This is a genomic window from Vibrio sp. sp1, assembly GCF_016920955.1.
GTDB lineage: Bacteria > Pseudomonadota > Gammaproteobacteria > Enterobacterales > Vibrionaceae > Vibrio > Vibrio alginolyticus.
On sequence record NZ_CP060589.1, the window covers coordinates 2,902,378 to 2,919,886 of the forward strand.

Annotated in this window: 21 protein-coding genes and 2 tRNA genes; 8 read left to right on the forward strand and 15 right to left on the reverse strand. The window is 42.9% G+C overall.

Annotation, left to right across the window (positions count from 1 at the left end; translation table 11 throughout):
* Positions 1 to 194: 194 nt before the first annotated feature.
* From H9L11_RS13560 to H9L11_RS13575, 4 genes are all read left to right on the forward strand, one after another.
* A complete protein-coding gene (locus tag H9L11_RS13560) occupies positions 195 to 854 on the forward strand; it encodes a DUF2726 domain-containing protein (RefSeq protein WP_005377831.1) in 660 nt (219 codons plus the stop codon).
* A gap of 119 nt (positions 855 to 973) precedes the next feature.
* A complete protein-coding gene (locus H9L11_RS13565; RefSeq protein ID WP_205390834.1) occupies positions 974 to 1,312 on the forward strand; it encodes a hypothetical protein in 339 nt (112 codons plus the stop codon).
* Positions 1,313 to 1,491: 179 nt separating this feature from the next.
* A tRNA-Val gene (locus H9L11_RS13570) sits at positions 1,492 to 1,568 on the forward strand.
* Positions 1,569 to 1,601: 33 nt separating this feature from the next.
* Positions 1,602 to 1,678, forward strand: a tRNA-Val gene (locus H9L11_RS13575).
* Positions 1,679 to 1,936: 258 nt separating this feature from the next.
* Here the strand turns inward: H9L11_RS13575 and H9L11_RS13580 are convergent.
* The 15 genes from H9L11_RS13580 to H9L11_RS13650 form a co-directional block, all read right to left on the reverse strand.
* Positions 1,937 to 2,167, reverse strand: coding sequence for a hypothetical protein (locus H9L11_RS13580; RefSeq protein ID WP_005377829.1), 231 nt, complete (start codon positions 2,165 to 2,167; stop codon positions 1,937 to 1,939).
* Positions 2,168 to 2,296: 129 nt separating this feature from the next.
* Entirely contained in the window at positions 2,297 to 2,935 is a 639-nt protein-coding gene (locus tag H9L11_RS13585; protein WP_205390835.1) for a DJ-1/PfpI family protein, read from the reverse strand.
* Between the two features lie 165 nt (positions 2,936 to 3,100).
* The gene (locus H9L11_RS13590) at positions 3,101 to 3,499 is read right to left on the reverse strand and encodes a VOC family protein (protein WP_205390836.1); all 399 of its coding nucleotides are present in this window, start codon (positions 3,497 to 3,499) and stop codon (positions 3,101 to 3,103) included.
* A 205-nt stretch (positions 3,500 to 3,704) separates the two neighbouring features.
* A complete protein-coding gene (locus H9L11_RS13595) occupies positions 3,705 to 4,277 on the reverse strand; it encodes a hypothetical protein (protein ID WP_021033853.1) in 573 nt (190 codons plus the stop codon).
* Between the two features lie 192 nt (positions 4,278 to 4,469).
* On the reverse strand, positions 4,470 to 4,919 hold the full coding sequence (locus H9L11_RS13600; protein WP_005377826.1) for a nuclear transport factor 2 family protein: 450 nt from the start codon (positions 4,917 to 4,919) through the stop codon (positions 4,470 to 4,472).
* Positions 4,920 to 5,082: 163 nt separating this feature from the next.
* Positions 5,083 to 5,472: a lysozyme inhibitor LprI family protein gene (locus tag H9L11_RS13605; RefSeq protein ID WP_054865629.1), complete on the reverse strand. Its 390-nt coding sequence runs from the start codon at positions 5,470 to 5,472 to the stop codon at positions 5,083 to 5,085.
* Between the two features lie 404 nt (positions 5,473 to 5,876).
* Positions 5,877 to 6,128, reverse strand: coding sequence for a TIGR03643 family protein (locus H9L11_RS13610; protein WP_005377824.1), 252 nt, complete (start codon positions 6,126 to 6,128; stop codon positions 5,877 to 5,879).
* Between the two features lie 98 nt (positions 6,129 to 6,226).
* On the reverse strand, positions 6,227 to 6,727 hold the full coding sequence (locus tag H9L11_RS13615; RefSeq protein WP_017633971.1) for a GNAT family N-acetyltransferase: 501 nt from the start codon (positions 6,725 to 6,727) through the stop codon (positions 6,227 to 6,229).
* 150 nt (positions 6,728 to 6,877) lie between these two features.
* Entirely contained in the window at positions 6,878 to 7,258 is a 381-nt protein-coding gene (locus tag H9L11_RS13620; RefSeq protein WP_136976937.1) for a hypothetical protein, read from the reverse strand.
* Between the two features lie 153 nt (positions 7,259 to 7,411).
* Positions 7,412 to 7,816, reverse strand: coding sequence for a DUF1801 domain-containing protein (locus tag H9L11_RS13625; RefSeq protein WP_017633973.1), 405 nt, complete (start codon positions 7,814 to 7,816; stop codon positions 7,412 to 7,414).
* A gap of 141 nt (positions 7,817 to 7,957) precedes the next feature.
* Positions 7,958 to 8,290: a YnfA family protein gene (locus H9L11_RS13630; protein ID WP_005377819.1), complete on the reverse strand. Its 333-nt coding sequence runs from the start codon at positions 8,288 to 8,290 to the stop codon at positions 7,958 to 7,960.
* Between the two features lie 64 nt (positions 8,291 to 8,354).
* Entirely contained in the window at positions 8,355 to 8,822 is a 468-nt protein-coding gene (locus tag H9L11_RS13635) for an Sbal_3080 family lipoprotein (protein WP_005385757.1), read from the reverse strand.
* Between the two features lie 417 nt (positions 8,823 to 9,239).
* Positions 9,240 to 9,923, reverse strand: a complete 684-nt coding sequence (locus H9L11_RS13640) for a DUF4336 domain-containing protein (RefSeq protein WP_205390837.1) — start codon at positions 9,921 to 9,923, stop codon at positions 9,240 to 9,242.
* 249 nt (positions 9,924 to 10,172) lie between these two features.
* Positions 10,173 to 11,648, reverse strand: coding sequence for a Na+/H+ antiporter NhaC family protein (locus tag H9L11_RS13645; RefSeq protein ID WP_005377816.1), 1,476 nt, complete (start codon positions 11,646 to 11,648; stop codon positions 10,173 to 10,175).
* Positions 11,649 to 11,666: 18 nt separating this feature from the next.
* Positions 11,667 to 13,010, reverse strand: coding sequence for a glutamine synthetase family protein (locus tag H9L11_RS13650; protein WP_017820915.1), 1,344 nt, complete (start codon positions 13,008 to 13,010; stop codon positions 11,667 to 11,669).
* Positions 13,011 to 13,350: 340 nt separating this feature from the next.
* Between H9L11_RS13650 and H9L11_RS13655 the strand changes: the two genes are divergently transcribed.
* From H9L11_RS13655 to H9L11_RS13670, 4 genes are read left to right on the forward strand one after another with little or no spacing between them, the layout of a single operon-like run.
* Entirely contained in the window at positions 13,351 to 14,097 is a 747-nt protein-coding gene (locus H9L11_RS13655) for a gamma-glutamyl-gamma-aminobutyrate hydrolase family protein (RefSeq protein WP_005377814.1), read from the forward strand.
* 18 nt (positions 14,098 to 14,115) lie between these two features.
* Positions 14,116 to 14,673 (forward strand): HTH-type transcriptional regulator PuuR, encoded by a 558-nt coding sequence (gene puuR / locus H9L11_RS13660; RefSeq protein ID WP_005377813.1) that lies wholly within the window; start codon positions 14,116 to 14,118, stop codon positions 14,671 to 14,673.
* A gap of 35 nt (positions 14,674 to 14,708) precedes the next feature.
* A complete protein-coding gene (locus H9L11_RS13665; protein WP_170897120.1) occupies positions 14,709 to 16,193 on the forward strand; it encodes an aldehyde dehydrogenase in 1,485 nt (494 codons plus the stop codon).
* A 37-nt stretch (positions 16,194 to 16,230) separates the two neighbouring features.
* A complete protein-coding gene (locus tag H9L11_RS13670) occupies positions 16,231 to 17,508 on the forward strand; it encodes an FAD-binding oxidoreductase (protein ID WP_005377810.1) in 1,278 nt (425 codons plus the stop codon).
* The last annotated feature ends 1 nt before the right edge of the window (position 17,509 follow it).

Here is a 17,509-nt window from a genome sequence, read left to right on the forward strand (position 1 = left end):
TCTTAGCATACATAATGTATTAACAAAATTTAAACGAGCCAATCCAAGTGTGTGATTGGCTCGTTTTTATTGGTGAGCAAAATTTTCTGTTTCTCGCTATCGTCGTGGCGCCTCAAAATTGCGAGGTTTTGTTGCTCTGCATAACATTTCCATTTACGCTTTGAGCAACGAGTTGTTTTGGATGCACTTTATTTATGACCAACATTTTTATCATTGTTGTTCTTCTGGTTTTATTCTTCTTTGTTATTCAAAAGTACGTGATTAAGCACGATGACACGCGTGATTATCCTTATCGCTCGAAAGGCCCTCTGCTCAGAGGTCAAGAGGGTGCGTTCTATAATGCGTTAAGAGCGGCGGTCGGGGAGCATGCCGTAGTATTCGCGAAAGTAAACATGTCCAGTTTGGTTACGCCAAAAGAAATCAAAAATAAGAAGCAGTTTTTTGTCGCGAACAATCGTATATCTCGAAGCTATTTTGATTACGTTATTTGTGACCCAAGGACACTAGAGCCGCGCGTTATCGTTGAATTGGATAATGGGCAGGAGCTAAACAAGGGTAAGATAGAAAGACAAAAGTTATTGATTCATGTTTGTAAGACGGCCAACCTGCCTTTAATCGGCGCTTCGATAAAGCACAGTTATCAAGTTGGGCGATTACGTCGTTTGCTTGCGGCACACATTGATTTGATTGAGCCCGATAAAGAAGTGCGCTTTTGCAAAAAATGCGGCAGTCCGATGATCATTAAAACCGCAAGCCAAGGTGAGTTCAAAGGGAGACGTTTCTTTACTTGTAGCCGTCAGCCGAATTGTACATACACCGAAAATTATAACGTTGTGTTTGAGGCGGACGACTAAACACGACAATTAACCAGCAGAAACAAGGGGCTTTGATTAGAGATGATCAAAGCCTTTTTTGTATCAGTCATCAAGGCAGGGCCTATACTTTGAAAAAGAGGGCAGAATAGGGCAGCCATATGCGATACGGATGGATTTTATCGGCGTTGTTCATCGCATCGAATGCTAGTGCGATACCTAATTTGAAACCACTGGAGTGTGAATTGACAGAGACACCCCAAGATCATTTCTTGTTTTACCGAGAGCAAATGGTTTACCACAGTGAGCAGTTTGTCATATTTCAAAACTTCAAAGGCAGGGTGAGCACTCAAGTAGACGTCAAAACAGGAGAGTTGATCCGTACAACCTATATCGGCGAACCATTTAAACCTAAATATCAGATTTTGTTCGGCACTTGCCCTAAGGTATCGCAAATCTTACAGATTTGGATGCTCAGTGAAGTGCCTTACGACAATTAAGTGAGATAATAAAAGTTATATAGATCACACTTTTAATCCATGAAGGATTCAGCTTTGCTGATAAAATCATCTGAAAACGCGTGTTGAGTTTACATTTTCGCCAAACGGTTCAAAGTTGGTAAATTTGTGCTTGCACCACCGTTCGCTTATAGCTAATATCCTCGTCGTTCCAGAGAAATGCGTCCGTAGCTCAGCTGGTTAGAGTATCGCCTTGACATGGCGGGGGTCGGTGGTTCGAGTCCACTCGGACGCACCATTCTGAATTGAATGGTTAGGAACATAAAAATTTGGGTCCGTAGCTCAGTTGGTTAGAGTACTACCTTGACATGGTAGGGGTCGGCGATTCGAGTTCGCCCGGACCCACCAAATTTTAAAAAAGCCCACCTTTTGGTGGGCTTTTTTGTGTCTGTAATTCATTGATACTCAAGTAAAACTACTTCTTTTCTTGTCCCTTGTTTTTGCTCTGCTTTAGCCCCTTGTTAGAGATAAAAGCGCACTACTTGATCCGCAACACAACCTCAAAACCCTAAATGCAATGCATAAGGTGTATACGCTTCAAACCCACTAGAGCCGTCTATAAATCATGTTGCGTGCCACTAGCCGTGGCATTAGAGACAATGACTATTAATCTAAATTATCTGGCGTGTGAAGATTAGTGCCGCATATTGTACATTTGTAGTCACCAGTCGCTTCGCCTTCCATTAATGAGCCAATTATTGCTGCAAATAGACCAGAGAAGAAACCTTTAGCTTTTTTCTCGGTCTTTTCCTGCGCTTTAGAGAAGCTTTCGTACCGATGTAGCGTTACTTCTTTACAATTACAGCAAAACGCTCTTGTCTCTTCAGAACCGTACATTTTTACCAATTGATTTACTCCCTGTAAGTTAATTTCCCCAAGTGGCGTTATGTTCAAGGGTAAGTCGCACAAGACTGATGTGTGACTTACCCTAAACACTAAAACTAACGTAATGTAAAACACCACATGTTATGAATGATTATTTAACGCCTTGTTATCCGAGCTTGCTAACTCTGCTGATTGAATAGTTGTGGCAATAAGCTCTTCAAACAGCTCTAATTGCCCAGCAGGTATCAATTGATTTTGTATAGCTTTTCGTTTGTTTGAGTCAAATAGCCGCTCTGTTAACCAACCAATTAGATACATCAGTGAAAGGCAGCCACCGGCCGTCGCTACATTACCGTCTATCACGAGAGGCAGATCCTGAACATCTCCTCCCATACTTTGTAGAACATCCTTTGCATCTGGGTTTGTTGTTAATCGCTTGCCTTTTAGTAAACCGAGTTCATGGAGGATGAATGATCCCGCACAAATCGAACCTATTAGCTGCCTATTTGGATCAAGATTCAACGCTGACATAAATTCAGCATCTTTTAAAGCGGCTGGAATACCCTGTTTGCCGCTTGTAATAAGAACGACATCTTGATTCGTCACCTCAGAAAGGTGTCCGTCTGTTTTAACTTTCATACCGAGGTGGGAATGATGTTCAGATTTAGTTCCAAGTATACTTACTGTCCAACTGTCGGTTGTGCGCCCCAGCAAGTCATACATAAGAAAGAAATCGACATCCGTGAAATCATCAAATAAAACAACGCCGATTTTATACATAACATTTATCCTTTTGGACTTACTCGTAAGTCGCAAAATGTGTAGTAGGAGGGGAGGGGCATTCAATACGCAAGCTTCTGCTGAGCACCTTAAACACCAAAGGCGGTGCAAACTAACAATGCCATGTGTGCCAAATCCCTATTATAAAACTTTGTTATGTTTGTTTTATGAGCCCGCCCAGAAAAACTCAACCCTAATACCACTTAGGTCGTAACACATTAAATGTTTTGCGGGTCCTGTTTTAACAAGCTCGGGACCAAACTCAATTTCGATTCCCGACGCCATAAATTGATCACGCAACTCATCGAGTTGCTTCTCAGTCTCTACCAGTAAAGCTAAGTGATGCAAACCAATATTCGTTTTTCTGTCAAATGGAGTGGCGGCATCAGCCTTAGCCGCCCATAGTGTAAGCATGATATGCCCATCACTCACAAATATTGCCGGGTAGTCTGGATTTCTTTTTACTTCACTCCAACCTAATTGTTCAGTGAAAAACTTCGCGCTTGCTTCTAGGTTAGATACGGTTAAACCTACGTGGTGTATGCCTTTTGTTAACACAGTCACTTTGTTTCCTTACTCGTTTTAATGGCTATCAAACAAAGATAACTCGATAAAAAGTAAGCATCAATACACATATATTGATTAACTTCGTCAATCTATTCGAATACGGTAATCCAACTGGAAACATAACATTGTAAACAAGAAACCCAATCTTGAACTAAAAATTAAACTTAGAGTTCATTCTTAAGTACTGTATTAATCAAATACATTAATAGCCATAATATTTAAGCCAGCCTATAGGGCATATCATTCCATTAAAGGTTTGAATGTTCTTATCCAAGCTAACGTCTTCCAATTTGTAACAGTGAACAACATTACTAGTCGAAGTAGATGCTGGTGTTGAATACGTTACAGGTTTAGAAGCGTTTGCTTTATGTATTTCATGTGCTCGCTGTTGGTCTATCGCCACTTGATTCTTATGATTGTTAACTTCTCGCAATCCAGATTCTAGGGGTAGGTGCCAATCCTTACATGTTGTTCCTAAACCATCATTCTGAGACTGATATTCTGATAACGCTACACGAGCTTCATTTACAGACTGATCGATATCGGACTGATCGACTAGCCAAGTAGAAAAAGAATAGTTAATGGCCTCTCGATAGTTTACCGATTGCTCTAAGCTATAAGCATCGGAATGAAAACAGGCTTCTACTACTGCCCATTGAGTCGATAGGTTTGATAATACGTTTTCAGGTATAGGCTGTAGCTGGCTTTGCGTAGACTGGCAACCGGTTAGAAGAAAAGGGACAGGGAGTAGTTTTAGAAAAAATTTTTGGTTCATTTTAATCTTAAAATTAATGCAATCCTTTTCATTATCATAATACAGGACGATTGAAGAAAGTAGCATTTCTATCAGTAAGGGAATGTGGCTAACGCACTGATAAGGTGTGAGTAAAGCGATATCAAAGCCCTCAACACACCTTAACTACGAATACTACCGCATAACAAAGATGCTATGCGGTAACGGTAGTATTCAGGCTTGAACAGTTTGTCGCACGTTGCTCTCGCCTGACAGCACGGAAATTCTCTCAAAATCTCGACTCGGGAAGTCAGGGTCTACGTACACAAACATACGACTTATCATTTTTCCTTCAAACTCAAATACACTACAAAAACGCCCTGTGGAAACTTTGTTGTCCGGCCAAGAGGTACCATCACTCATTACGCCGCCTTCCTGTCCTTCAACAATGACCTTGTTTCCAGCAGTCGTTATTTGAAAGCCGTCTATGTCGTGCCAGATACTAATCAACGAGCTACCAATCCTATTGCCAAACTCCACTAAGGCACTCTTTCCTTTCGCTTGCCCAAATTTAGGAAAGAAAAAATCAACATCCTCTGAGAATAGATCCAGATAGCTAGGATCACCGGCATCTATTTTCTCGAAATACTTAACTACTAGCCCAACTAAATCGTCTTTTTCCATAATTATTTCACACCCATATTAGCTTTACGCACAACGCAGGGTTAAGTAGTAAGCGGAGCGACCACTCAACCTGAACGTTTGCATCTTAAACACCGAGTACATTTAAACTGAAATTGCCAAGAGTTGCGAATCTTATTGAAGTGCTTTGTTAGATGTAATCCGTTTAGCCTACGTATACTCCATTGAAGTACTCGACGCGTTCTAACGTCATTCTTAACTTACACTCTTCAATCTGGACACCTTGCCAGGGTGAGGGTGTGGAAGACAGGCCCGTAAATTCACATTCGGCGTCTCTGTATTTTAGCCAAGCTCTTTGGGCCTTTCGAAATGGCTCTACCAGTTCGGTCTGAGACCATGTTTCCCTTAGTGCTTTTTCTTCCTCACCTATTCTAGCGATTGCTTCCTTGTAACTTTCGTTAAGCTCTTTATCTGCAGATTCCATCTTCTTTTCTACACACTGATAACCAGCCATAACGCCACCGCCTTTTACTTTGCAGGGATCTTCAACATCAGCAGAAGCCAAGCAAGGTAAAGAAACCAACGCAAATATCATAAGTAATTTGTTCAAAATTGCCTCCAAGCTCCGAGTGCTTGTTAAACCGTTATCAGCTATTTTTCCTTTTTAATCATGCAGCTTTTTGTCTGTGCCTTCAAAGATAAAATAGAAGGTTAGTGATTCTAATGCCTAAACAGAAGGTAAAAGAGATTGATACACGGGTTAAATGACTCCTTAATCTGAGTTACTTTTAGTGGGCGTTTTGTATCAATCTTTTCTGTGGAATCATTAGTTTGATGGCGACTGAGGACGTTAAGATGACTCCCATTGAATTTATTATCGCCCTGAAACACCTAGGTTGAATTAAGTGGTGACTATTCCCCTCCAATCATGAAGTTGGTTCAAAGGTAGGGCGATAAATGTTGCGATTCGTAATAAAAATTTATGCCAAGTGCAGTTCGCTATCGCGGCTTATATTGAGTTGGGCAATAACCTCTAATGATGTCTGAGTTTCGTAGCTTGTTGTGTTTTGTATTGCGCCCCGAAACCCTTTTACGCCACAATTTAAAGCTACTTGATTTGAGCCGGCTACGCATAAACTGAATCACGTCGGATTCATTCAAACCAAATTGGAATTCGATAGCCTCAAATGGGGTGCGGTCTTCCCATGCCATTTCTATTATTCTTGACTCAGTTTCCGAGGTCAGTTTCATTTCAAATAACCTATTTTAGAAAAGAGATTTCTACGACGGAAATTGAGTCTTGGTTCAAATGTTCTTATATGCGTGCTTAGTGTTTAGCGACTTAACACCTACAAAAACTTCTCAATAAGGACTTCGTCTACGTATTTCCCACGAACTTTTGCATGCTTCTTCGCGGTCCCTACGATTTCGAAGCCTTGTTTGAGATAGGCTGATAACGCTCGCTCATTATCGCTGCGAACGTACGCAAATAGTTTTTCGTAACCCTTTTGTTTGGCTACTTCGAATGTCGATTTGAAAAGCTGTTTAGACACACCTTGGCCACGAGCACCGTCACTAACAAACGTACCAATTATGCCAACATGGTCAAAAGCTTTTGTATATTGTGCAAAGGGCTCGATATTTTGGAAACCAATGACTTGTGAGCTATTTTCGGATAAAGCGACTGTAAACACGCCCCGTTCTGGGAAATGAGTAATGAACTCTTTTTCTTCTTCAGGTGTGAAAGGCGTATCTAATACAGTGTATAAACCTTCAATAATGATGGGGTTGAGGACGTTTGTAATGCCTTCAGCATCACCTAAAGTTACCTGACGTACAATTAAATTCATGCCACTTAGCTCCTATTAAAATTAGGGCTGTTTTGTACATGAGTTGGAGACTTGCGGCAACAAGTAACGTCATTAAGTCGTAAAGAATATACCTATTACACTTAAACGGCGGTTAATAGTGCTGATTGTTACTTTAGTATTTCTGATATATCACTTTTTAAGTGACGGCTTAACTTCTACAGAATATTTCCACATCACGATCCCGTTTTCTACAAGATCATAACTCGCGCTTTGACCCTCGGAGTTGATTACAAATACCGGCATTTCCATCCTTGACGTAGCGCCATCTCGGTTGCATGACATGGTAGCTTCAAGCTGTACGCTATTTTTGCTCGGTTCTGAAAGGGTTCCTAAGTACGTGCAGCCGTCGACAAAACTGGTTTTGCTTTTTCCTTTAGAGGATATTTCAAAAGTCGGAAAAATGAATGTTGATTGAGGCTCTGTTACTACGACATTGACTTGATAGTTCGTCGCTGAAAAAGCATTGAAATGAGCTCCAAGCATAAGTAAGAACAAGATTTTTGATTTCATAAACTCTTCTTTATTTCGATATTACTAGTTTGGTTACGGCGCTATTAACGTGACCACTTAATCTAAAACTTTACTGCGGAAGCATTAAAAAGGATACAAAGGTAGAGTAGTTGAATATGGTTAATCGGCCGTAAATAGTTTTATTAAGCGATTTTACATACCTAAAAGAGGTAAGTTCTTTCGCTTTTGATAGGTTAATGCTAATTCTAAACAGGTCTTGATTGAAGCTTCTGGCAAAGGCGCTGATAAAGATAGAATTATTGCTCGATTACCCTGAAACTCAAGTGAGTCACTATACAGTTCGCGGAATGTGTCGACGAGCTTAGTTTGGCAATTAAAGAACAGATAATAACGACTAGGCGTTTTCTGTTTCCAATCCATCCTTACCGGGCTACCTGTTTTCACACTGTAGCTTGGCTCTCCCCATTTTAGAGATTCTTCAACTTCCCCCAGTTTTAATTCAGAAGCGATAGTTAAGACGATATTTCGTAGCTCTTCTATCCGAATACGCACATGTTTTGGATACTCATCAAATCTTGCCTTCACTGCATGGTTCATTGGTATCTCCTATAAATAGCGCTGTTTTGGGGTGAAGCCCAAGCATACTTTGGCTATGTAGCAATTACGTCATAATGTTATTAATCAATAAATCTAGCACATAGCCAAAATACTAAGCGTAAGGGTTTCCCTCGGTTACGTTTAGGATGCTCTGGGTGAAAACATGATGATTGACATGCCAAGCATAGCGACAGAAACCCCCACTATGTCCCAGAGCGTTGGTCGAACGCCGTCGATACACCACAACCATAGAATTGCGACAAAAATATAGACACCACCGTAAGCGGCATAAACTCTGCCAGTTGCGGTAGGATGTAAAGATAGAAGCCAAGCAAACATAGCAAGGCATAGCGCTGCTGGTACCAAAAGCCAAACTGACTTATCTTCCTTTAACCAGAGATAAGGTAAGTAGCAGCCTAATATTTCTGCAATGGCGGTTATAAAGAAAAGCCCAATGGTTTTGACTTCAGTCACTTAAACATTCCTATCTTTCTCTACAAATATATGATGCTTGTTAAATGGGCAATTGCTCGGCTCATTACATTTCGCCCAGCTTAATCTTGGATTGAGCCTCACTCACGGTTTGTTTACCGAATAACAAATCCATCATCGAAATGATTCGTTTGTTGTCTTTACCCCATTTATCTGGATTCGCGCTGTTTGGTGCTTTAAATTCAACTTGTCCTACTTTTTCGTTATTTTTGTAGGCTTTAATCTGAGCATCAGCGATAAATGTTCTAAAATCCCAGCTCCAGCGTGATACGTAAGTAAGTGTCAGCTCAGAGCTAACAGGAGGCGTGCCATCGCTTACGACTGTGCATTTATGGGCGGTATCCAAACACCAGTCTTGCATCGAATCTAAGAAAACATCTCGCGTGGCGTTGTCTTTTACGATGGTGATTTCCTTGCTCTGATTTTCTTTCGAGATTGTTTCTACAGTATACTTTGGTGCCGCACATGCAGCTAATAGAATAGGCAAGCTTAGAATGATGAGTTTTTTGTGCATCTTATGTCTCTTTATTTAAATTTATATATTCAAACAACTTCAAGATACTGAGTTCAACGAGAATAACTAACAAGCATGGCAACTGTTATTAACAAAACCTTTAGAGTAGAAGGGTTTGTTTCGGGAGTATGCCAATGTCTCGAAGCAAATTATTAGTAAGAGATTGCTATTGCGTTATGTTAACTCTTGAACTTATGTCCGTATCAATGTCCAGAATTCTTCGCATTGAAGTTTTTTGAAGTGCAATTCTAACGGAATTTTAAATTGCTGCATAATGCTCAATTAAGAGGAATAGGGGAGCTTATCGTTAAACATAACGTGTAGTGCTGTAAATTCGTCCCTAAGACTAAGCTAAAAGGGCCTAATGTTTTAAAATAGCTTCTTGTCTATTCTGTTGTGTGAGTTTTCAATGTTGTCTCATACTAGCCACTTAAAAGAGCGCTGTAAGAACTCGTCTGCATTATCAAGGACGATTTCGCCGTGAGCCATAACCAATATATTAGGTTTCCAAGACAGCAATTTATTTAAGTGTTTTCGAGCCTCTTGTTTGCTAAACATAAAACTTAGGCGCCAATCCAAAGGCATTTTTCCATTCGGAGCAAGAATACCGGCCCCTTTAGCCACAAACCGCTGCCAGTAGTTAAAGTTCTGGCCAGAAAAATTCTCGACGAGGTCAGTAACAATTAAGGTCTTTGAAAGTCGATGATAAAACACACACTCTTCCATTAATGGAGAGCCAGAAAATAGTTCTTGTTCAATCTCAGAGTTCCAAGTATTACCGCCTTGGTTAAGTGAAGCGTGAAAGTGTATATCACGGCACTTCTTAATGACTTCATTTGTGCCATAAACTTCTGCGCTAGGATAGGCAGATACCCATTCAGATAAGAACAAGTGGTGTAAATGATTAGGAGCGATTAAGTATTTCACTTGGCCTAGATTGTTGATTTGCTCTCTAATCGAATTTGATAACTTAATTGGACTATGAATCCAAAGGCCACCATCAGAAAGCCTAACAATAGTCATACGAGTGGTGTATGGGAGTCCTAAGAATTGGACGGGATCTCCGTCAAATATCCATATCTCATGGGCTAACTTTTTCATGTCTCTCCAACCGTTAACACTGTATTAAGGCGGCATTTAAGTTACTCAAAAGCTGCCTTGTTGCACAATAAACGCTTCGCTAAGCGTAAACCAAAAATATTAGGTTTACCAAACCCTTATTGAGTGCAGCTGTACATCTTTGAGTATTTTTATACTGAACGCGCGTAAAGTAGTTTTAAGAGGATCATTTGACTTGATAGAACAAAACCCCGCTATTTTTGAGCAGGGTTTTGCAATTAGATAAAGGGGCTAACCGATGATGAAGAAGAAAATCGCGGTTGCAACAATACCAATCAACGCATAAGGAAACTGTGTGGTTGCGTGTTGCATTGCTGTACAGCCTGAACCTTGTGCAGATAACACGGTTGAGTCACTAAAGAAACAAGAGTGGCTCCCTGCCGCTGATGCTGAAAGCAGCGCTGCAACGGTTAAGTGTAGAGGCACACCAAGCTGTTCGCCCAAAGGTAGAACAATTGGCATCGCTACTGCAAACGTTCCCCAAGACGATGCCGTTGCAAATACCAACGCGCCCGTAATCATAAAGATAATCGCAGGGAAGTAAGACGCTGACAGGTAAGGGCTGACGGTCTCAATGACATACTGCGTGACGCCCAATGAGTCGTTGACCGATTTCAACATGAAACCACCAATAACGGTCGCAAGCGGCAGTAGCATAACTTTAATGCCATCATAAACAGCTTCGAACATGTCGTTCATCGAGATCAGTTTTTGTGCGCCGTAAAAGCTAATAGTAAAGATTAACGCGACGAAAACACCAGCAAGTAGATCGATACCAAAATACCAACTTGCGGCAACAAGTACGATCATTGGTAACAAGAAGTTGACAAGGCCCATGGTTGGGTTGGTATGTGCAGATACATCGGGACCAAAGTCGACATCTGTTGCACCGTCTGGACGAACTTGACCATTCTTCGCACGCTTTTCTGCCTTTTTCATCGCACCTAGATCTGGGATCTTTTCCATTGCAACCAGCAAAACAATCACCAGCGTTACCCAGCCGTAAGCCATGTATGGAATAGCTTCAATGTATGCTTTGATACCATCTCCCGCTTCTGCTACTCCGTTTGCTTCTAGCAACGAACTGAAGAAAATTGCCCAAGTGGAAATCGGTACGAGGATACAGATAGGCGCGGCGGTTGAATCCACAAGATATGAGAGCTTTTCACGCGAGATTTGGTAGCCGTCCGTAACTTTTTTCATTGAGGAAGAAATTGCAATCGCATTCAAATAATCGTCGATAAAGATCAGAATACCTAAAGCAAAGGTCATCAGCATCGATTGCTTACGGCTTTTTACTTTCGTGACTAGCATGTCGGAGAAGCTTAAGATACTGCCGCCTTTCTCCAAAATAGCAATTAGGCCGCCCATCAAACCACAAACTAGGATGATCCAGGCAATAGTTTCATCCATCATTACACTCATGGAAATATCAACAATCTGTTCCACCGCTTCAGTTGGGTTAAGCAGAAGAACACCGGCAATAGCGCCGCTAAAGAGGGCTTCCACAGTTCGGTGTGTTGTCAGCGCAAAGACCAATACCAACGCCGTTGGTAAAAGACTCATCCATCCGTAGGCTTCGCCTTCCTCATGGTTCAAACCGATTGTGGTAAAAAAGACAAACGTCGCAACCGAGATTAAAGAAACAATAATGTGTTGAGAGTTGATTTTAAGAGGCGCATCCAGCGCCTTGGTCTGCGTAGTCATAAAGTTCATTTCCTTTGTTTATGCCGAGTGCAACATCCAGTCGATTTCCAATGGAGTAATCGCTCGCTCAAATTCTGCGAGTTCACTCTGTTTGCAAGCTAGATACAAATCGATAAAATCTCTTGAGATGTATTGAGCTAGCTCACTGTGCTCCAGTCGCTCTAGAGCTTCTGACATACGCAGAGGTAACTCAATTGCATCATCACTGAGAGTCGGTGGACATTGATCTTTGGTGTAGCTTTCACTCGCTAATACTGCGGAAAGTACTACTGCAGCGAGAATGTATGGGTTAACGTCAGCGCCTGCTATACGATGCTCTATACGGCGATTTTTGCTATCGCTGATAGGCACACGCAACGCAACACCGCGGTGGTTTTCTCCCCAATCGGCTTTGGTCGGGACGTAAGCGCCAGGAACAAAGCGACGGTAAGAGTTAACGTTAGGACAGATTAGGGCCATGGCATCGGATGTTTGTGACAGCATCGCTGCCATGGTTTGATAGAAGAAGGCGCTCGCTTGACCGTCTGGCTGGCTAAAGTGGTTGTTACCATCTGTATCAACCAAGCTGAGGTGAATGTGCATGCCATTACCCGCTTGCTCACTAAAAGGTTTCGCCATAAATGTGGCGTCAAATCCGTGCTGATGAGCGACTTGGCGAATCAAGCGTTTTGCGATGATGATTTCATCACATGCTCGAAGTACATCTTTAGAATGGTTGAAGTTGATTTCGAACTGCCCTGGTGCCGATTCAGATAGGGCTCCGGAAGTGTTTAAACCTTGTTCTAATGCAATTCGATTAAGGTCGGCCAAGAAATCCGCGTAGTCATCTAGTCCATCAAGGTCGTAAACCTCGGTATCTTTTTCTCGAGTTTTTTTCGTGGGGTTAATTGCCGTTAATGGTTCGCCATTTTCGCCGCGGGTTTTGTCTATTAAATAGAACTCCAGCTCGAGCGCGACACAAGGATATTGGTCTTTAGCATGCAGTGTTTGCAATATAGAAGCGAGAATGTTTCGGATGAACAGTGGGTTAGGGTGCTGCCCGGTTTCATCCATCATACTAAGCAGTAGCTGACCAACTTGTTCTTTTGCCGTCGGCATTAAGGTGCCGCTGATTGGATAGCAGAGATTATCTGGCTCTCCGAGATCTTCTCCCAACCCGGCCGTTTCAACGACGTTACCTTTGGTATCTAGGGTGATGGTCGAAAGGGGGAGGGCAACACCTTTATTCAGTTTTTCTAGAGCATCTATCGGGATGCGTTTTCCTCTTGGGGTGGCATTTATATCGGTAAAGATGAGATCGATAAATTCAATATCGGGCCATTTTTGTTTAAAATTTTGTACTTCCTGTAGATACGATTCCATTTTCTTCTCCAAATAGCCTGACGAGTAGAAATTAGAAATAACCAAATTAACAAATAAGTTACAGCACTCTGAACGAGTTGTTTGTTTTTCAGGTTATTTTTAATTTAAACATGCACTTACACTGTGCTTTTGATGTTTAACGGCTGGTTTTTATGTCTTTCTGTTAACTATTTTGTAACAGTTGGTTTTGTTTTGTTCAATATAATGAGCATAAATATTCAGTTTTGAAGCCTAAAAAGTGCGTCAGATCACGTTGTGACGATAATAATGGTCATCTGTGTTGATAATTTTGTACATGGTTTGTAGGGTTTGTGTTAAATAAATTGAACATGGACATATCATGGCAGATACACACAAACCCATCATTGGTGTGGTTAGCTGCGCTAAAGAGTTGGGTGGCTATCAGATACAAGCGGTCAACGACTTTTACCTTCGCGCCATAAAGGATTTTGGAGGACTACCGATTATGTTGGCTCCCGACATGTCGGGCGATGACGTAACCACCATCCTAGACATATGTGATGGTTTTCTTTTTCCTGGCAGCCACTCTAACGTTGCGCCACATCGATACAATGCAACGCACGAAGAGAGCTACAAAGATGAAGCTCGTGATGAGCTCTCATTCACGTTAATTCGTCATGCGGTTGACCAAAACATTCCGTGCCTTGGTATTTGCCGCGGCTTTCAAGAGATGAATGTCGCACTCGGTGGCTCGTTAAACCCAGCCGTTCATGACTCCGGCTTCAATGACCATCGTGAAGCGCCTGTTGAAGATTTCGAACAAAAATACGCGCCAGCACACGCTGTGCTAGTTCAAAAGCAGAGCTTATTTGAACAATGGCTGGTGCAAAATCATTGGGAAAATACCACCTTCTTTGAAGTGAACACACTACACAACCAAGGCGTCGATCAGCTTGCTCCTCTATTACAAGTAGAAGCTAAAGCCCCGGATGGCTTGGTAGAAGCATTTAGTCTTCCTAATCAAAAATTTTTCGTTGGCGTGCAGTGGCACCCAGAATGGGAAGCAAAAACCAATCATTTCTCTCAAATTTTGTTCAATGAATTTATGATGGCTACCTCTCGTTAAACGTTTGGAGCTGTATGAATGGACAATCAAGAGATTGGTAAAAATATTGTTCAGTTACGAAAAAAACATGGATTGTCACAAAGGGAACTAGCCGAGCGCGCTGGTATTACCCACAGTGCAATCTCATCCATTGAAAATGGCAAAGTGAGCCCGTCGGTCAGCTCACTACAAAAAATCGTTAATGTATTTTCTTTATCGTTATCAGAGTTTTTCACTTTTGAACAACCTTCGAACGATGAAGTGAAAGTAGTCATCAAGCCGTCAGATCTTGTGGAAATCGGGAGCGAGACGGTGTCCATGAAACTGGTAACGAATGGCGACAAAGATCAAGTCATCGGATTCTTGATCGAGGAATACGCACCTTATGGAACCACTGGTGCGGCAGAAATCAAACACGAAGGCGAAGAGATTGGCACCGTATTAGAGGGTGAAATCACTCTGGAATATAAAGGGCAATCTCATGTCATAACAGCGGGCGAGTCGTACATTATTGATACGACGAAGCCCCATCGATTTACAAATCACACAGACAAGGCTTGTCGAATGATAAGTGCGCATACGCCAACCACATTTTAGTGGGGGCTTGCCTTGTGTGATCACAAGGAGAGCGTATGAAAACCCAAGAGCAATGGATTGAACTAAAAAACAATCTAAACATCGAAAACAGGGCGTACATTAACGGTGAATACAGTGCCGCTTTAACAGGGCAAACCATCCCGGTAGTTAACCCAGCAACAGATGAGATATTCACCGAAATCGCCCGTTGCCAAAATGAAGATGTTGATCTCGCGGTTTCATACGCTCGCCAAGCATTTCAATCCGGTCAGTGGAGCGAGAGCAGCCCAGCTCATCGCAAAGCAGTGCTTAAACAGTTTGCTGACTTGATTGATCAACACCAAGAAGAATTGGCTCTGCTAGAAACGCTTGATACCGGTAAGCCTATCTCTCACAGCTTCTCTACCGATATTCCTGGCGCGGCGAGTGCATTACGCTGGTACGCAGAAGCAATCGACAAAGTATACGGCGAAGTTGCCCCAACCGAAAAAGATGTACACGCTTTTATTTCTCATCAACCAATTGGTGTGGTTGCTGCGGTTGTACCGTGGAACTTCCCCCTTTGGCTTGCGTGCTGGAAGCTTGGTCCTGCTTTAGCCGCTGGTAACAGCGTGATTCTAAAACCGTCAGAAAAATCTTCTCTCACCGCGATATTTCTAGGTCAACTTGCTTCTCGAGCGGGCTTACCAACAGGCGTTTTCCAAGTCATTACGGGTTTTGGTCATGAAGCTGGCGACGCGCTGGCGAAACACCAAGACGTAGACTGCATCGCCTTCACAGGCTCGACGCGCATTGCAGGCCAACTGATGGTCAGATCGGGTGAGAGCAACCTAAAGCGCGTGTTTGCAGAAGCGGGCGGCAAGAACGCGAACATCGTGTTTGAAGATTGTGATGATTTAGACCGCGCAGCAGCAGAAACCGCCGCAGGGTGTTTCTACAACCAAGGTGAGGTGTGCGTCGCGGCAACCCGCCTGCTTGTTCACGAAAGCATCAAAGATCAGTTCTTAGAAAAAGTTATTCAAGCGTCGAAAGCGTTCACGCCAAAAGACCCAATGGACCCAAGTTCATCCATGGGAGCGCTTATCGATCAAGATCATAAATCAAAAGTATTGGAATACATCTCGTTAGGTGAATCAGAAGGTGCAAACGTACGTTGTGGCGGCGATGTCGATGGGCAAGGTGCATTTGTTTCCCCAACCATTTTAGACAACGTCGACAACAAGATGCGTGTCGCTCAGGAGGAAATTTTTGGTCCGGTGCTGTGTGTCATTCCATTCAAAGACGAAGCGCAAGCAATTGAGATCGCTAACGATTCGAAGTACGGCTTAGGTGCTGCACTTTGGAGCAGCAATATCAACCGCGTTCATCGCGTAGCAAAACGACTGCAAGCCGGCTCGGTTTGGGTCAACAACTACAACGAAGGTGATATGACGGTCCCATTTGGCGGATTCAAAATGAGCGGAAATGGTCGAGACAAGTCTCTCCACGCGATTGAAAAATTCACCGAAACCAAAACCACTTGGATTCGCCTCCATCCTTAAGCCTGCTGACGATTACGATAAATAAAGGAATAGTTCTATGAACAAGCATACGGATTCGTTCTACGCGCACTCTGTGCCAAACATGCCGGAATACCCACAGTTGCAAAACGACATCGAGTGCGATGTGTGTGTAGTCGGTGCGGGATTTTCTGGTCTTTCTTCTGCACTACACCTTGCAGAAAAAGGTTTTAAAGTCGTTGTGCTAGAAAGCGCAAAAGTGGGCTTTGGAGCAACTGGTCGTAACGGTGGTCAAATCGTTAACAGCTACAGCCGAGATGTTGACGTGATTGAAAGCCGTTACGACCAAAACCAAGCCAAAGCTCTGTGCGATATGATTTTTGAAGGCGGCGATATCATCCGTGGTCTGATCGACAAATACGACATCAACTGTGATTACAAGCAAGGCGGCTTGTTCACGGCACTGAACAGTAAACAACTCAAAGGGCTAGAAGAACATAAGAAGAACTGGGAGCGTTACGGCAACGACCAACTGACTCTGCTTGACGCAGGAGAGGTAGAACAAGCGGTAGGTACGAAAGTGTACACTGGCGGTTTGCTGGATATGCGCGGTGGTCACATTCATCCGCTAAAACTGGCATTAGGTGAAGCCGCTGCGTTTACGTCTCTAGGTGGTCAAATCTTTGAGCAGTCGGCGGTCGTGTCGATTGACAAAGGGATTAACCCAGTAGTGAAAACGGCGAAAGGCAGCGTGAAGAGCAAGTACGTGGTACTGGCAGGTAACGCCTACCTTGGTGGTTTGGCACCTAACATCAGCAACAAAGCGATTCCGTGTGGCACACAAGTGGTGGCGACTCAGCCTTTGAGTGATGAGCAGCTAAAACAAGTGCTGACCAGTGACTACTGCGTTGAAGACTGTAACTACTTGCTTGATTACTTCCGCTTAACCGCCGACAAGCGTTTGTTGTTCGGAGGTGGCGTGGTTTACGGCGCACGTGACCCAGAAAACATTGAAGCATTGATTCGTCCGAAGATGGAGAAAGTCTTCCCACAATTGAAAGGCATCAAGATTGATTACACTTGGACAGGTAACTTCTTGCTGACTTACTCACGCATGCCGCAATTTGGCTCGTTTGCAGACAACATTTACTACCTACAAGGCTACAGCGGTCACGGTGTAACGTGTACTCACCTAGCAGGTAAGTTGCTGGCCGAAGCTCTGACCGGACACGCTGAACGTTTCGACGCGTTTGCTGCACTGAAACATTACTCCTTCCCGGGTGGCCGCCACTTCCAAATTCCGTTTACGGCAATGGGCGCGGCTTACTACAACCTACGTGACAAACTGGCGATTTAAG

Bases quoted from the DNA above. Each gene is read 5' to 3' on its own strand.
- H9L11_RS13610 (WP_005377824.1), bottom strand. From the start codon at position 6,128: ATGAAACTGACCTCGGAAACTGAGTCAAGAATAATAGAAATGGCATGG.
- H9L11_RS13565 (WP_205390834.1), top strand. From the start codon at position 974: ATGCGATACGGATGGATTTTATCGGCGTTGTTCATCGCATCGAATGCT.
- H9L11_RS13640 (WP_205390837.1), bottom strand. From the start codon at position 9,923: ATGAAAAAGTTAGCCCATGAGATATGGATATTTGACGGAGATCCCGTC.
- H9L11_RS13585 (WP_205390835.1), bottom strand. From the start codon at position 2,935: ATGTATAAAATCGGCGTTGTTTTATTTGATGATTTCACGGATGTCGAT.
- H9L11_RS13645 (WP_005377816.1), bottom strand. From the start codon at position 11,648: ATGACTACGCAGACCAAGGCGCTGGATGCGCCTCTTAAAATCAACTCT.
- H9L11_RS13635 (WP_005385757.1), bottom strand. From the start codon at position 8,822: ATGCACAAAAAACTCATCATTCTAAGCTTGCCTATTCTATTAGCTGCA.
- H9L11_RS13600 (WP_005377826.1), bottom strand. From the start codon at position 4,919: ATGGAAAAAGACGATTTAGTTGGGCTAGTAGTTAAGTATTTCGAGAAA.
- H9L11_RS13580 (WP_005377829.1), bottom strand. From the start codon at position 2,167: ATGTACGGTTCTGAAGAGACAAGAGCGTTTTGCTGTAATTGTAAAGAA.
- H9L11_RS13670 (WP_005377810.1), top strand. From the start codon at position 16,231: ATGAACAAGCATACGGATTCGTTCTACGCGCACTCTGTGCCAAACATG.
- H9L11_RS13665 (WP_170897120.1), top strand. From the start codon at position 14,709: ATGAAAACCCAAGAGCAATGGATTGAACTAAAAAACAATCTAAACATC.
- H9L11_RS13650 (WP_017820915.1), bottom strand. From the start codon at position 13,010: ATGGAATCGTATCTACAGGAAGTACAAAATTTTAAACAAAAATGGCCC.
- H9L11_RS13625 (WP_017633973.1), bottom strand. From the start codon at position 7,816: ATGAACCATGCAGTGAAGGCAAGATTTGATGAGTATCCAAAACATGTG.
- H9L11_RS13620 (WP_136976937.1), bottom strand. From the start codon at position 7,258: ATGAAATCAAAAATCTTGTTCTTACTTATGCTTGGAGCTCATTTCAAT.
- H9L11_RS13605 (WP_054865629.1), bottom strand. From the start codon at position 5,472: ATGATATTTGCGTTGGTTTCTTTACCTTGCTTGGCTTCTGCTGATGTT.
- H9L11_RS13560 (WP_005377831.1), top strand. From the start codon at position 195: ATGACCAACATTTTTATCATTGTTGTTCTTCTGGTTTTATTCTTCTTT.
- H9L11_RS13595 (WP_021033853.1), bottom strand. From the start codon at position 4,277: ATGAACCAAAAATTTTTTCTAAAACTACTCCCTGTCCCTTTTCTTCTA.
- H9L11_RS13615 (WP_017633971.1), bottom strand. From the start codon at position 6,727: ATGAATTTAATTGTACGTCAGGTAACTTTAGGTGATGCTGAAGGCATT.
- H9L11_RS13655 (WP_005377814.1), top strand. From the start codon at position 13,351: ATGGCAGATACACACAAACCCATCATTGGTGTGGTTAGCTGCGCTAAA.
- puuR (WP_005377813.1), top strand. From the start codon at position 14,116: ATGGACAATCAAGAGATTGGTAAAAATATTGTTCAGTTACGAAAAAAA.